Below are 14,332 nucleotides of genomic sequence, written 5' to 3' on the forward strand. Positions count from 1 at the left end.
ATATGGCATTGCCCCCGGTCCGGCACAAGCCCTGCAGGCGATGCACCGCCCCGGATCGGCCAGCCGATGTTCACGCGCGACTGACGGGCGCCGACCGAGGCTGGAGCCTCCTACGCTGGCATTGCGGCGCGATCATGGATGAGTTCACCTACGCACAGTCGCATTTCGCGCTGATCGGCACGGCCAGCACCGCCGAACTGGACTGGATCGCCGCGCTCGGGAAGGCCGACGAACAGCCGCGCCATCGCGCCGCCCTGGCGCAGGTGGTCGGCCCGCAGGCCGGGCGGCTGCAGGACGACCAGCTCTGGTATCCGTATGAAGTGATCGAGCGCGGCGCGATCCGCTGCGAGCCCGGCCACGAACGCGAATTCGTGCTGTGCACGCTGCTGGTGATCCTGGCCGTGCAGGCCGGTCAACGCATCGGCGTGGACCTGTCCCTGCAGTTCGACGACCTGGCGGCAACGTATGAAACCCTGCCACCGGTCTTGCGCGACACCGTGCTGGACGCCTACCAGCGCGTGCAGGCGTAGAGCCGACCGTTGGTCGGCTGATGTCCCGCGCGCACAGGGGGTAGAGCCGACCGTGGGTCGGCTGATGTCCCGCGCACAAGGGGTAGAGCCGACCGTTGGTCGGCTGATTTACGGCGTCAAGGCAAGAGCAGCCGACCAACGGTCGGCTCTACAACTCAATACAGTGCCTCAAGCGACGTACAGGGCAACGCCGGCAAGCCCTGCCCGGCCACCGCCGCCGCAATCACCGCATCGGCCTGTTCCACGTCGATGCCCTGGCGCGGATACCACTCCGGGTTGTAGTAGCTGTGCGCGTAGCGCTCGCCGCTGTCGCACAGGATGGTCACGATCGACCCGCTGCGCCCGGCCTGGCGCATCAGCTCGGCGGCCTGCAGCACGCCGATGAAATTGGTGCCGGTGGACCCGCCGACGCGACGCCCCAGCTGGCGGCTCACATGGCGCATCGCGGCCAGGCTCAGCGCATCGGGCACCTTGACCATCGCATCGACGCTGGTCGGAATGAAGCTGGATTCCACCCGCGGCCGGCCGATGCCTTCCACCCGCGAGCCCCCGCTGCAGGTCAGCTCGCGCCACGGCTGGCCGGCCAGCGCCGCGCAGTAACCGTCGTAGAACACCGACACTTCCGGGTCCGCGCACAGGATGCGGGTGTCATGCCGGCGGTAACTGACGTAGCGGCCCAGCGTGGCCGCGGTACCGCCGGTGCCCGGGCTGCACACGATCCATTCCGGCACCGGGTGCGGCTCTTCGGCCATCTGCTTGAAGATGGACTCGGCAATGTTGTTGTTGGCACGCCAGTCGGTGGCGCGCTCGGCGTAGGTGAACTGGTCCATGAAGTGGCCGCCGGTTTCGCGGGCGAGTTGCTCCGAATCGCCATTGAGATCGCAGGCACGCTCGACCAGGTGGCAACGGCCGCCATGGAACTCGATCGCGGCGATCTTCTCCGGTGAGGTGGTGGCCGGCATCACCGCGATGAACGGCAGGCCCAGCAGCCGTGCGAAGTACGCCTCGGACACCGCCGTGGAGCCGCTGGAGGCCTCGATCACCGGGCGTCCCTCGCGCAGCCAGCCGTTGGTCAGCGCATACAGGAACAGTGAGCGCGCCAGGCGATGCTTGAGGCTGCCGGTGGGGTGGCTGGATTCGTCCTTGAAGTACAGGTCGATGCCGGCATGCCCGGGCAGATCCATCGGGATCAGGTGGGTATCGGCCGAACGGTTGAAATCGGCTTCGATCTTGCGGATGGCGGCAGCCACCCATTCACGCTGCGACATGGCCAGGACTGTGCAAGGAGACGCAGCATTCTACGTCGCCTTGCAGCCGCCCCGCTAAAATGGGCGCCATGGCCGTGAACCCACGGCCCCCGCTGCCACAGGATTTCCCCCATGAGCGTTGCTTCCCTGCAGTCCCAGCCCGGCGTTGCCGCCCAGCCGCCGGCCGAAACCACCGGTTTCGTGTTCAACCACACCATGCTGCGCGTGAAGGACATCGCCGCCTCGCTGGATTTCTACACCCGCGTGCTCGGCTTCCGCCTGATCGACCAGCGCGACTTCGCCGAAGCCCAGTTCAGCCTGTACTTCCTGGCCCTGCTGCCGGCCGGCACCCAGATCCCCGAGGGCGACGACGCGCGCCGGGTGTGGATGGCCGGTATTCCCGGCGTGCTGGAGCTGACCCACAACCACGGCACCGAATCCCAGCCGGGCGCGGTGTACCACGACGGCAACAGCGACCCGCGTGGTTTCGGCCACATCTGCGTCTCCGTGCCGGACATCCAGGCCGCCTGCAAGCGCTTCGATGACCTGCAGGTGCCCTACCAGAAGCGCCTGGAAGACGGCCGCATGAAGCACCTGGCCTTCATCAAGGACCCCGACGGCTACTGGGTGGAAATCATCTCCAACACCCCGATCGCCTGAGAGCGCTGCATCCGGTAGGTGCCGACCGTTGGTCGGCACACCGCCACCGCGTCGGCACCCACCACGGGGTCAGCAACGTGCACGCGGCGGACATGCCGCCGCGCTGCACCGGTGGTATACCTGCGCACCTGCCCAAGCCGAGGAGTGCGCATGGAAACCATGGAACTGTACCGGGGTCGCCTGATCGACCATCTGCAACTGGTGGTCAAGGACCTGGCCGCCAGCCGCCGCTTCTACCAGGCGGTGTTCGACAGCATCGGCATCCCGATTGCCGGTGAAGGCGACACCTATTTCTGGGCCGACGAACTGTTTATTTCCACTGCCAGCAGCGAGGCCGCCGCCGGCCAGCTCACCGGCCGCCACCACCTGGCCTTCCAGGCCCGCGACCGCGCCACCGTCGAGGCGTTCCACCAGGCCGCATTGGCCGCCGGTGGCACGGACAACGGCGCGCCCGGCGAACGCCCGTACCACCCGGCGTACTACGCCGCGTTCGCGATCGATCCGGATGGCAACAACATCGAAGTGGTCTACCACGGTCCGGCCGATTACAGCGCCGATGCGGTGAAGGTGAGCTTCTCGCAGTAGAGGGGCGCGCCCGCAGTTCCGTCCCGGGGCGGGCACGCCCTGCGCGCCCGCCCGATCAGGATCGCGAGCGGATCCGCGCGAACACGTGTCGTTGCGAGGCATGAACGCTTCAGGCTGCCCCGCGGCCAATCTCACTGGATGAGATCGCCCCTGCTTAGGGTGGCCGCATGGACACCCTGCGCAAGCTCGCCATCCTCGCCGATGCCGCCAAGTACGACGCCTCCTGCGCCTCCAGCGGCGCGGGAAAGCGGAACTCGGTCAAATCCGGTGGTATCGGCAGCACCGAGGGCGCGGGGATCTGTCACAGCTATACCCCGGATGGGCGGTGCGTCTCGTTGCTGAAGATCCTGCTGACCAACTTCTGCATCTACGACTGCGCCTACTGCGTGAACCGGGTTTCTAGCAACGTGCAGCGGGCGCGCTTCAGCGTGGACGAGGTAGTCGCGCTGACCATGGATTTCTACAAGCGCAATTACATCGAGGGCCTGTTCCTTTCCAGCGGCATCATCCGCAACGCCGACTACACGATGGAACGCATGGTGGAAGTGGCGCGGGTGCTGCGCCAGGAACATCGGTTCGCCGGATACATCCACCTGAAGACCATTCCCGAAGCCTCGCCGGAATTGCTGGCCGCCGCCGGGCGCCATGCCGACCGCCTGTCGATCAACATCGAACTGCCCACCGAAGACGGACTGGCCAGTTACGCCCCGGAAAAGTCGATGCCCTCCATCCGTGGCGCGATGGGCGAGCTCAGCTGGCGGATCGAGGAGGCCAAGCAGGCGCGCAAGGCGACCGCTACCCTGCCGCTGGCCGACCCGGCCCCGCGCACCAGGAAACCGCAAGCGCCGCGCTTCGCACCGGCCGGGCAAAGTACACAGATGATCGTCGGTGCCGACGGCGCGAGCGACCTGCAGATCCTGGGCGCGGCGGACAACCTGTATGGCAATTACCACATGCGCCGGGTTTATTATTCCGCGTTCAGCCCGATCCCCGATGCCAGCAAAGCGCTGCCGCTGCAGGCGCCGCCCCTGGCGCGTGAGCACCGGCTGTATCAGGCCGACTGGCTGCTGCGCTTTTACGGCTACGGGGTGGAAGAGATTACCGACACCACCCAGGGCGGCATGCTCGACCTGGACATCGATCCGAAAATGGCGTGGGCGATCCGTCACCCCGAGCGTTTTCCGGTGGACGTCAATACAGCGCCGAAGGAATTGCTGTTGCGCATTCCCGGCCTGGGCGTGCGCAACGTCAAGCGCGTGTTGATGGCGCGCCGCCATGGCCGCCTGCGGGTGGCCGACGTGGCCCGGCTGCGCGCGCCGATGAGCAAACTATTGCCGTTCGTCCAGTTGGCCGACCACCATCCGCGCAAGCAGCTGGATGATCCTGCCACCCTGCGCGCGCGATTGGCGCCGCCACCGAAGCAGGGTGCGTTGTTTTGACTGGTCCGGCACGTACGGACCTGCAGCGCTGGAGCGCGCGGGTGGAGCCGGCGTGGTCGGTGGAGGCATGGCGCGCGGTAGCGCGGGCAGCGTTGCAGCGACAGGTCGCACCGCCCCAGCTGGACTGGCTCGATGCCGGCGAGGGCTCGCTGCTGGATGCCCCTTCGGTGCTGGATGCGCCGCTACCGGTGGAGCCCGCATCCACGCAGGCAGCGGTACCCCGTGATTTTCTCGAACTGGCCGCCACCTGCCTGTGCCACCGTGAACCGCAGCGGCTGGCGCTGCTGTACCGCATGCTGTGGCGGATCACCCACGGCGAGCGCCGCCTGCTGACCAACCCGGCCGACCCCGACGTGGTGCGCGCCATGGCCCTGGCGCAGGCAGTACGCCGCGATGCGCACAAAATGAAGGCGTTCGTGCGCTTCCGGGAAGTACCCGGCGAGCAAGAGGCGTTCATTGCCTGGTTCGAGCCAGACCACCATATCGTGGACCGGGTGGCGCCCTTCTTCGCGCGTCGCTTCGCCGGCATGCGGTGGGCGATTCTAACCCCGACGCGCAGCGCGCGATGGGATGGCAGCACACTGTCATTCGGCCCCGGCGGCAGCCAGGAGCAGGCGCCGCGCGAGGACGCGCGCGAAGAATTGTGGCGCACCTACTACGCCAACATCTTCAATCCGGCCCGGCTCAACACGCGCATGATGCGGCAGGAAATGCCCGCCAGGTACTGGAAACACCTGCCTGAAGCAACGCTGCTGCCGATGCTGGTGCGCGACGCCGGCGACCGCGTACAGGAGATGCATGACCGCGACGTGCAAGCACCGCAGCGCCGCATTCCCGACCGCCGGATTACCCCGCGTGCGCCGGCCACCGCCAACGGCGATGACCTGGATGCGCTGCGCACGGCGGCCATGGGGTGCCGCCGCTGTCCACTATGGGAACCGGCCACCCAGACGGTGTTCGGTGAAGGACCGCAGAACGCCAAAGTGATGCTGGTGGGCGAGCAGCCCGGCGACAGCGAAGACCTGAGCGGGCACCCCTTCGTGGGGCCGGCCGGGCAGCTGTTGAACCGCGCGTTGGCGGAACTGGATATCGACCGCAGCACGCTGTACATGACCAATGCGGTGAAGCACTTCCGGTTCGAGCGGCGCGGCAAACGGCGCATCCACAGCAAGCCGCAGATGACCCACATCACTGCGTGCAAACCGTGGCTGATGGCCGAAATAGAGAACGTGCGCCCGCAGGTGATCGTGTGTCTGGGAGCCACCGCGGCTACGGCCGTGTTCGGGGCGGGCTTCAACCTAATGGAGAAGCGCGGCCGCTGGCACTCGCTGGACGACGGCACCCGCGCGTTCGCCACGGTGCACCCGGCGTGGGTGCTGCGTCAGGGCGACGGCGAGGCGCGTGAGGCGGCGTATCGGGGACTGGTGGAGGATCTGCGGGGTTTGCTGGACGACCGGCGCGAGGGGTAATGCAGGTTGGCGTTGCGCGGCGTACGCTGATTGGGATGCGTCAGGGGGTTGCCGGCCAGCGGCCTGCATTACCGATCAGCAGCTCAGGATGAGGTGGCCGGCCAGTGCGCCGCAGCCCACCCACAGGCCGAGCATCAGCAACAGCCCGGCGACAGCGGTCACTACGCGCCAGCCCCGCCGCGCGCCCTTGCTGCGCGCGAAGACCCACCATGCCAGCAGTGGGCCCGCGATCAGGCCACCGCCCAGCAGCGCCACCGCCAACCAGCCGATCCACTCGGGCTTGTGGCCGGCTTCAGGGGGACATTGGGAAGTCGCGTATGCCGCCGGAATCAGCAGCAGGTTGAACAGTCCAACAGCGGTGCGACGGAGACGCGTGCCGACGCGGGGTCGGCACCTGTCCGCGATGCCATGGGCTGGCGTCAATGCGCCGCCATGTAGATGTCCTGCAGCACCGCCTTCTCAAGCTCCAACTCGCTGAGCAGGTTCTTGACGATATCGCCAAGGCTCAGGATGCCGACCAGCTTGGTACCTTCAGTCACCATCAGGTGGCGGTGGCGCGAGTAGGTCATCAGCGCCATCGCCTGCTTCAGCGTTGCGTCCGGAGCGATGCCTTCAAGGCCTGCCGACGGCAAGCTGGCGATCACCCGACGACCTGCCTGCGGGCCGTCATCGGCCAGGCTGCGGACGATGTCCTTCTCGGAAATGATCCGCACCGGGGCGTCGTCTTTCATCACCACCAAGGCAGCGATCTTATGCGCGCTCATCTTGTGCGCGGCGGCACCGATGGTGTCCTCGACATCGATGGTGACAATTGCATTTTTCTTGGATTGCAGGAGTTCGCGGACGTTCATTCTTGTTTCCTGGTACAGGTTACTGAAGTCGAGAGGTGCGCCTTGTTGCAGCGAGGGAGGCGGCGCCATGCGTCTGCCCGCTCCTCGGTCATTGGATTCTACGACCGCAGCTTGGCCCAGGAGTTTGCAAATCTGGGACAGTTGGTCGTCGAAATGGCTGACGACCCCGAGAATGGCACCGCGACTAAAACCGTCGCTGAATGCCGCCGTGGCGCACGACTAAAGTTCCACGGCCCGCTGCCGCGTGTGGCACCACCCCACGGGTGGCTGCGTCGGCGCCGGATTGAAAGGCAGCCACGCATGGCGCGGCTCTACCGATGAATACGGGTGTAGAGCCACCCCATGGGTGGCTGGCCCCCTAACCAGACGCCCACGAAAAAGGGGCCTCGCGGCCCCCTTCTCCCCATCCGCGTCGCCTGCGCGCGCGTTTATTCCACCGTCACGCTCTTGGCCAGATTGCGCGGCTTGTCCACGTCGGTGCCCCGAGCCAACGCGGTGTGGTAGGCCAGCAGCTGCACCGGGATGGTGTGCACCACCGGGCTGAGCACGCCGGCATGCCGCGGCGTGCGGATCACGTGCACGCCGTCGGACTCGACGAAGTTGCTGTCCTGGTCGGCGAACACGAACAGCTCACCACCGCGCGCGCGCACTTCCTGCATGTTGGATTTGACCTTCTCCAGCAGGTTGTCGTTGGGCGCGATCACCACCACCGGCATGTCTTCGTCCACCAGCGCCAACGGGCCGTGCTTGAGCTCACCGGCCGGGTACGCTTCTGCATGGATGTAGGTGATTTCCTTCAGCTTGAGCGCGCCTTCCAGCGCGATCGGGTAATGCAGGCCGCGACCGAGGAACAGCGCGCTGCTCTTGCGCGCGAAACGCTCGGCCCAGGCGGCGATCTGCGGCTCCATGTTCAACGCATGCTGCACGCTGCCCGGCAGGAAGCGCAGCTGCTCCAGGTAGTCCGCTTCCTGCGCGGCATCGATGCGCCCGTGCAGTTTGCCCAGCACCACGGTCAGCTGGAACAGCGCGGCCAGCTGGGTGGTGAAGGCCTTGGTCGAGGCCACGCCGATCTCGGCGCCGGCGCGGGTGTAGCAGACCAGTTCGCTGGCACGCGGGATCGCGCTTTCGGGCACGTTGCAGATCGACAACGTATGCAGGTGGCCCAGCGACTTTGCGTACTTCAGCGCTTCCATCGTGTCCAGGGTTTCACCGGACTGGGAGATGGTCACGATCAGGTGCTTGGGATTGGCATATGCCGCGCGATAACGGTATTCGCTGGCGATTTCGACGCTGCACGGCAACCCGGCAATGGATTCGATCCAGTAGCGCGCGGTCAGACCAGAGTAGTAACTGGTGCCGCACGCAAGGATCTGCACGCCTTCGATGCCGGCCAGCACGCTTTCTGCATTCTTGCCGAACAGCTCGGCCGGGAACCCACCGGCGTCGATCGCCGCTTCGATGGTGTCGCCCAGCGCGCGCGGCTGCTCGTGGATTTCCTTCTGCATGAAGTGGCGGTAAGGGCCCAGTTCCAGCGAGGCCAGCGACACATCGGACAGGTGCACATCGCGCACCACCGGCAGATTGTGCTCGTCATAGACCTGCACGCCATCGCGGCGGATGTCGGCGGTATCGCCCTCCTCCAGGAAGATCACCGTGCGGGTGGCCGAGAGGATCGCCGAGACATCGGAGGCGACGAAGTTCTCGCCCTCGCCCAGGCCTACCAGCAGCGGGCAGCCCATGCGCGCGCACACGAAGTGCTCCGGCTCGGCCCGGCTCATCACCGCAAGCGCGTAGGCACCGGTGAGCTCCTTGACCGTGCGCTGCAGCGCCGACAGCAGGGTGTCGCCGTCCTTGAGGTGATGGTGCATCAGGTGCGCGATCACTTCGGTGTCGGTCTGCGACTCGAACACATAGCCCAGCGCGCGCAGCTTCTCGCGCTGTTCTTCATGGTTTTCGATGATGCCGTTGTGCACCAGCGCCACGCCGTGGCTGATATGCGGATGCGCGTTGGCTTCGGTGACGCCACCGTGCGTTGCCCAGCGGGTATGGCCGATGCCCAGCGACGCGTCGAAGCCCTCACTGAGGGCAGCCTTCTCCATCTCGGCCACGCGGCCGGTGCGGCGGACGCGGCGCACGTCGGGCTGTGCCTGGCGCTGGTCGAGCACGGCGATGCCGGAGGAATCGTAGCCGCGATATTCCAATCGCTTCAGCCCTTCGATGAGGACCGGTACCACATCGCGATTCGCGATCGCTCCCACAATGCCGCACATAGATTCTGATCCCAGGTATCGAGCCTCGCATTCTAGCGTGGCCCCCGTGTCCGGGACGCCGCTGTCCGCTTAACGAAAGTGTCCGGCGGGTGTCCGCGGACACGCGGACAAGCAGGTCGCCCTCGCAAGCCATTGATTTCAAATGGCCAAAAGTTGGCACGGGATCTGCTTTGTACTCGGCAACCCAACCGCGAACGAGCCCGATGATCCGCGACACTTCCGCCCAGGACCAGACCCTCTCCGTTGCCGGCACGGCAGCCCCGTGGAAGCGCTGGCTGTGGCCGGGCCTGGCCGCACTGGTGGTGCTGCTGGCCATCGGCTTCGCTGTCCGCGCCTGGCTGGGCGCCAGCCGCTCCTTCGACGGGGCGCGGGTGCGCATCGCCGAGGTCACCCGCGGCGACCTGGTCCGCGACATCGCCGCCGACGGCCGGGTCATCGCCGCCAACAGCCCGATCCTGTACGCCATCTCCGCCGGTACCGTGGACCTGAAGGTGGTGGCCGGCGACGTGGTCAAGAAGGGCCAGGAACTGGCGGTGATCGACAGCCCGGAACTGCGCAGCAAGCTCGCCCAGGAACAGGCCACCCTGGCCGGCCTGGAAGCCGAAGCGAGCCGCTCCACCCTCGATGCCACCCTGGCCCGTGCCAAGGCACGCAAGGAAACCGACCAGGCCAGCATCGAGCGGCAGGCTGCCGACCGCGACCTGCAGCGCTACCAGCGCGGCTTCGACGGCGGTGCGGTGCCGCAGATCGACCTGGCCAAGGCCAATGACAGCCTCAAGAAAGCCGACATCCAGCTGGCCAACGCGCAGACCGACGCACGCCTGCAGGGCCAGGGCGCCGACCTGGACGCACGCAACAAGCACCTGCTGGCCGAACGCCAGAAGGCGGTGGTGGCCGAGGTGCAGCGCCAGGTCGATGCACTGACCCTGCGCGCGCCGTTCGACGGCCAGGTCGGCCAGGTGCAGGCCACCCAGCACACCAACGTGATCGCCAATGCGCCGATCCTGGGCGTGGTCGATCTGTCGCGCTTCGAGATCGAGATCAAGGTGCCCGAGAGCTTCGCCCGCGAGCTGGCGATCGGCATCCCGGCCCAGCTCACCAGCGGCAACGGCCAGCCCTTCCCGGGCGAGATCAGCGCGGTGTCCCCGGAAGTGGTCGCCGGTGAAGTCAACGCCCGCATCCGCTTCTCCGACAAGCAGCCGCAGGGTCTGCGCCAGAGCCAGCGCATGCAGGCCCGGGTGGTGCTCGATACCCGTCGCAATGTGCTCAAGGTCGAGCGCGGCCCGTTCGTCGAACAGGGCAACGGCCAGGCCTACGTCATGGACGGCAGCACCGCGGTGCGCCGCCCGGTCAAGCTCGGTGTGAGCAGCCTGGGCGAAGTGGAAATCCTCTCTGGCCTGCAGCCCGGCGATCGCGTCGTGGTCTCCGGCAGCGATCTGTTCGGCGATGCCGAGCACGTGTCCATCAACTGATCTCCACAACACATTTCATCCTCAACCAACGGTAAGGAAAACAGTCATGCTCGAGATGCGCGCGGTCGCCAAAGTGTTCCGCACCGAACAGGTGGAAACCCATGCCCTGCGGTCGCTTGACCTGCACGTCCGCGAAGGCGAGTTCGTCGCCGTGACCGGTCCGTCCGGCTCGGGCAAGACCACGTTCCTCAACATCGCCGGCCTGCTGGAAACCTTCACCAGCGGCACCTACATGCTCGATGGCCAGGACGTCAGCAAGCTCGGCGACGATGCGCGCAGCCGCCTGCGTAACCAGAAAATCGGCTTCATCTTCCAGGGTTTCAACCTGATCTCCGACCTCAACCTGTTCGACAATGTCGATGTACCGCTGCGCTATCGCGGCATGCCCGCCGCCGAGCGCAAGCAGCGCATCGAAAAGGCGCTGGGCCAGGTCGGGCTGGGCTCGCGCATGAAGCACTACCCGGCCGAGCTCTCGGGCGGACAGCAGCAGCGCGCGGCAATCGCACGCGCCCTGGCGGGCAGCCCGCGCCTGCTGCTGGCCGATGAACCGACCGGCAACCTGGACAGCCAGATGGCACGCGGGGTGATGGAACTGCTGGAGGAAATCAACGCCGCCGGCACCACCATCGTCATGGTCACCCATGACCCGGAACTGGCCGCCCGTGCGCAGCGCAACGTACATATCGTCGATGGCCAGGCCACCGACCTGCTGCGCGAGCCGGTGCTGTCCACCCCGCGTGCTGTCGTCGCCACCACCCACGACTGAGGCCACCATGCTCGCCTACTACTTCCGACTGGCCCTGCGCAGCTTCCGGCGCAACCGGGTGCTGACCGCGCTGATGGTGATCGCCATCGCGCTGGGCATCGGTGCGTCGATGACCACGCTTACCGTATTCCACGTGCTGTCCGGCGATCCGATCCCGCAGAAGAGCGACCGCCTGTTCTACGTGCAGCTGGACCCGCAGCCGATGCTGGGCTACCAGGCCGGTGAAGAACCCAATGACCAGCTGACCCGCTTCGATGCCGAAGCACTGCTGCGCGAGAAGCACGCCAAGCACCAGGCGATGATGACCGGCGGTGGTGTCACCCTGGAACCGGAGAACAGCGCGCTGCGCCCGTTCACCACCGATGCCCGCTACACCTCGGCCGACTTCTTCACGATGTTCGATGCGCCATTCCTGTTCGGGCGCGGCTGGAAGGCCGACCAGGACGAGGGGCGCGGTCGCGTGGCGGTGATTTCGCGCACGCTCAACCAGAAGCTGTTCGACGGTGCCGACAGCGTCGGCAAGTCGCTGCGGATGGATGGCAATACCTTCACCGTGATCGGCGTGCTCGACACCTGGAATCCGAACCCGCACTTCTACGACCTGGAAACCGGCAGGTACGGCGACAGCGAAGACGTATTCATGCCGTTCTCCACCGCCATGGACCTGAAGTTCGGCCGCAACGGCAACATGGATTGCTTCGGACGCAAGAACGAGACCGACGAAACCTCGCTCAATGCCAGCTGCACCTGGATCCAGTACTGGGTGGAGCTGGAGAGCGCGTCGCAGGCGTCGGACTTCCGTGCCTACCTGGACAACTACTCCACCCAGCAGCATGCGGCCGGTCGCTTCGAGCGTCCCAACAATGTCCGCCTGCGCAACGTGATGGCGTGGCTGGACTACAAGCAGGTGGTGCCGGGTGACGTGCGCCTGCAGCTGTGGCTGGCGATGGGCTTCCTGCTGGTCTGTCTGGTAAATACCGTCGGCCTGCTGCTGGCCAAGTTCCTGCGTCGCAGCGGCGAGATCGGCGTGCGGCGGGCCTTGGGTGCCAGTCGTGCGCAGATCTTCCTGCAGTCGCTGGTCGAAGCAGGAACGGTCGGCCTGGCCGGCGGTGTGCTGGGTCTCGGGCTGGCGGCGCTGGGGCTGTATGCCGTGCGCCAGCAGCCGGTGGAGTACGCCAAGCTGGCCACGCTGGATGGACAGATGCTGCTGCTGACCTTCGGGCTGACCCTGGTGGCCAGCCTGCTGGCCGGGTTCCTGCCGGCGCTGCGCGCCATGCAGGTTGCCCCCGCCATCCAACTCAAATCGCAGTAAGGATCCGGAGCACATCATGGATATCCGTCCCATCCTCACCACGCTGCGCCGGCACAAGACCGCCGCCGCACTGATCGTGCTGGAGATCGCGCTGACCTGCGCGATCGTCTGCAACGCGCTGTTCCTGATCGGCCAGCGCATCGAGAAGATCAACCAGCCCAGCGGCATCGCCGAGAACGAACTGGTCGAAGTCCGTCTGGGCGGCATCGGCACCCAGGTCAACGTGGCCGCACGAACCCGCGAAGATCTGGCCGCGCTGCGCGGCATCCCCGGGGTCAAGAGCGTGGTGCCGCTGAACCAGATGCCGTTCCGCAACAACTCCTGGAACACCAGCCTGGGCCTGACCCCGGACCAGGAACGCCCCACCCTGAGCGCGTCGCAGTACTTCGGCAGCGAAGGCACCGTGGACACGCTGGGCCTGGAAGTGGTGGCCGGCCGTGACTTCCAGGCCGATGAATACCAGGACGTGGAGACCGCCAAGAACGATCCGAATCTGGAAGCCAACGGATCGGCGGTGATTCTGTCCAAGGCCGCGGCCGACAAACTGTTCCCCGGTACCCCCGCAGTGGGCAAGACCGTCTACAGCGGGCACATGCCGTTGCGGGTGGTGGGGGTAGTCAAGGAACTGGCCCGGCCGACCAGCCGCGAAGGCGATACCCGCTTCTCGCTCATCCTGCCGCTGCGCATGGGCTACGACGAGGCCTTCTACCTGATCCGGGTCACCGATCCGGCGCGGCGCAATGAAGTGCTCGAAGCGGCGGTGAAAGCGCTGGAACGCGTTGATTCCAGTCGCCTGGTCCGTGGCAAGCGCACCTATGAAGAGCAGCGCCAGAAGTACTTCGCCAACGACCGGGCGATGGTCGGCCTGCTGATCACCGTCTGCGTCGCCCTGTTGGTAGTGACCGCGCTGGGCATCGTCGGCCTGGCCAGCTTCTGGGTGCAGCAGCGCACCAAGCAGATCGGCATCCGCCGTGCGCTGGGGGCGACCCGCGGGCAGATCCTGCGCTATTTCCAGACCGAGAACTTCCTGCTGGCCACGGTCGGTATCGTGCTCGGCATGTTGATGGCCTACACGATCAATCTGTACCTGATGAACAACTACGAGCTGCCGCGCATGCCCATCAGTTACCTGCCGATCGGCGCGGTGCTGTTGTGGCTGCTCGGCCAGATCGCTGTCTTCGGCCCGGCCCGTCGTGCCGCCGCCGTTCCCCCTGCCGTTGCCACCCGGAGTGCCTGATATGCGCAAGACCCTGCTGTCCACCCTCGTGCTGTCCTTCCTGCTGGCCAGCGCACCGGCGCTGGCCGCCACCACCTCCACCCGCACCGAAACCGGACGCCTGGAATGGCGCGAGGGCGACCATCATCTGGTCGTGGATGCCAACCAGGGCATCGTGCGGGTCACCACCACCGAGCCGGGCACCTACTTCGGCGTGCGCGCCGGCGACAGGATCCTGAGCATCGACGGCAAGCCGGTGCGCACGATCGCCGACCTGACCGATACGCTGGCCGCTACGCACCGCACGCGACTGCCGATGACGGTGGTGCGCAGGGGCGATCAGATGAGCCTGGATGTGACCACCGCCGCCTGGAGCAAGGTAGTCCCGGCGGCTCCTCCGGCACCGCCAGCGCCCCCGGCACCGCCCACCCCGCGCAGCTGAGGCACCCGCGCGCCGGGCCATCTCCACGTTGGCCCGGCGCTCCGGTACTCTTGATTCCACTTCCTGGCTTTCG

Annotated in this window: 14 protein-coding genes; 10 read left to right on the forward strand and 4 right to left on the reverse strand. The window is 66.6% G+C overall.

The features are described 5' to 3' along the window. Positions 1-134 precede the first annotated feature (134 nt). Complete coding sequence (locus NR101_RS17310; protein ID WP_256776923.1) at positions 135-530, forward strand: hypothetical protein; 396 nt, start codon at positions 135-137, stop codon at positions 528-530. 155 nt (positions 531-685) lie between these two features. On the opposite strand, the gene NR101_RS17315 is transcribed toward NR101_RS17310, so the two are convergent. After that, positions 686-1,798: a PLP-dependent cysteine synthase family protein gene (locus NR101_RS17315; protein WP_256776922.1), complete on the reverse strand. Its 1,113-nt coding sequence runs from the start codon at positions 1,796-1,798 to the stop codon at positions 686-688. Positions 1,799-1,909: 111 nt separating this feature from the next. On the opposite strand from NR101_RS17315, the gene gloA reads away from it, so the two are divergent. The 4 genes from gloA to NR101_RS17335 all read left to right on the forward strand — a co-directional run bounded on the left by gloA (position 1,910) and on the right by NR101_RS17335 (position 5,930). After that, positions 1,910-2,437, forward strand: a complete 528-nt coding sequence (gene gloA, locus NR101_RS17320) for a lactoylglutathione lyase (protein WP_256776921.1) — start codon at positions 1,910-1,912, stop codon at positions 2,435-2,437. A 150-nt stretch (positions 2,438-2,587) separates the two neighbouring features. Continuing rightward, a complete protein-coding gene (locus tag NR101_RS17325) occupies positions 2,588-3,022 on the forward strand; it encodes a VOC family protein (protein WP_256776920.1) in 435 nt (144 codons plus the stop codon). Between the two features lie 167 nt (positions 3,023-3,189). After that, entirely contained in the window at positions 3,190-4,461 is a 1,272-nt protein-coding gene (locus NR101_RS17330; RefSeq protein WP_256776919.1) for a putative DNA modification/repair radical SAM protein, read from the forward strand. Further along, complete coding sequence (locus tag NR101_RS17335; RefSeq protein ID WP_256776918.1) at positions 4,458-5,930, forward strand: UdgX family uracil-DNA binding protein; 1,473 nt, start codon at positions 4,458-4,460, stop codon at positions 5,928-5,930. Before NR101_RS17330 ends, NR101_RS17335 begins: the two co-directional genes overlap by 4 nt. A 75-nt stretch (positions 5,931-6,005) precedes the next feature. Here NR101_RS17335 and NR101_RS17340 read toward each other — a convergent pair whose 3' ends face one another. The 3 genes from NR101_RS17340 to glmS all read right to left on the reverse strand — a co-directional run bounded on the left by NR101_RS17340 (position 6,006) and on the right by glmS (position 9,051). Then, positions 6,006-6,353: a hypothetical protein gene (locus NR101_RS17340; protein WP_256777756.1), complete on the reverse strand. Its 348-nt coding sequence runs from the start codon at positions 6,351-6,353 to the stop codon at positions 6,006-6,008. Beyond that, positions 6,350-6,781: a CBS domain-containing protein gene (locus NR101_RS17345; protein ID WP_256776946.1), complete on the reverse strand. Its 432-nt coding sequence runs from the start codon at positions 6,779-6,781 to the stop codon at positions 6,350-6,352. The genes NR101_RS17340 and NR101_RS17345 overlap by 4 nt, the downstream gene beginning before the upstream one ends. A 428-nt stretch (positions 6,782-7,209) precedes the next feature. Next, on the reverse strand, positions 7,210-9,051 hold the full coding sequence (glmS, locus tag NR101_RS17350) for a glutamine--fructose-6-phosphate transaminase (isomerizing) (RefSeq protein ID WP_256776916.1): 1,842 nt from the start codon (positions 9,049-9,051) through the stop codon (positions 7,210-7,212). Between the two features lie 203 nt (positions 9,052-9,254). On the opposite strand from glmS, the gene NR101_RS17355 reads away from it, so the two are divergent. Genes NR101_RS17355 through NR101_RS17375 form a run of 5 tightly spaced genes read left to right on the forward strand, consistent with a single transcriptional unit; the run spans position 9,255 to position 14,259 of the window. Beyond that, positions 9,255-10,523: an efflux RND transporter periplasmic adaptor subunit gene (locus NR101_RS17355; protein WP_256776915.1), complete on the forward strand. Its 1,269-nt coding sequence runs from the start codon at positions 9,255-9,257 to the stop codon at positions 10,521-10,523. 46 nt (positions 10,524-10,569) lie between these two features. Beyond that, a complete protein-coding gene (locus tag NR101_RS17360) occupies positions 10,570-11,289 on the forward strand; it encodes an ABC transporter ATP-binding protein (protein WP_256776914.1) in 720 nt (239 codons plus the stop codon). A gap of 7 nt (positions 11,290-11,296) precedes the next feature. Continuing rightward, positions 11,297-12,601: an ABC transporter permease gene (locus tag NR101_RS17365; RefSeq protein ID WP_256776913.1), complete on the forward strand. Its 1,305-nt coding sequence runs from the start codon at positions 11,297-11,299 to the stop codon at positions 12,599-12,601. A gap of 16 nt (positions 12,602-12,617) precedes the next feature. Beyond that, complete coding sequence (locus NR101_RS17370) at positions 12,618-13,838, forward strand: ABC transporter permease (protein WP_256776911.1); 1,221 nt, start codon at positions 12,618-12,620, stop codon at positions 13,836-13,838. A gap of 1 nt (position 13,839) precedes the next feature. Next, positions 13,840-14,259, forward strand: coding sequence for a PDZ domain-containing protein (locus NR101_RS17375; protein WP_256776910.1), 420 nt, complete (start codon positions 13,840-13,842; stop codon positions 14,257-14,259). Positions 14,260-14,332: the final 73 nt, after the last annotated feature.

Origin of the sequence: Stenotrophomonas sp. Ste86, assembly GCF_024519465.1 — a bacterium.
Classification (GTDB): Bacteria; Pseudomonadota; Gammaproteobacteria; order Xanthomonadales; family Xanthomonadaceae; genus Stenotrophomonas.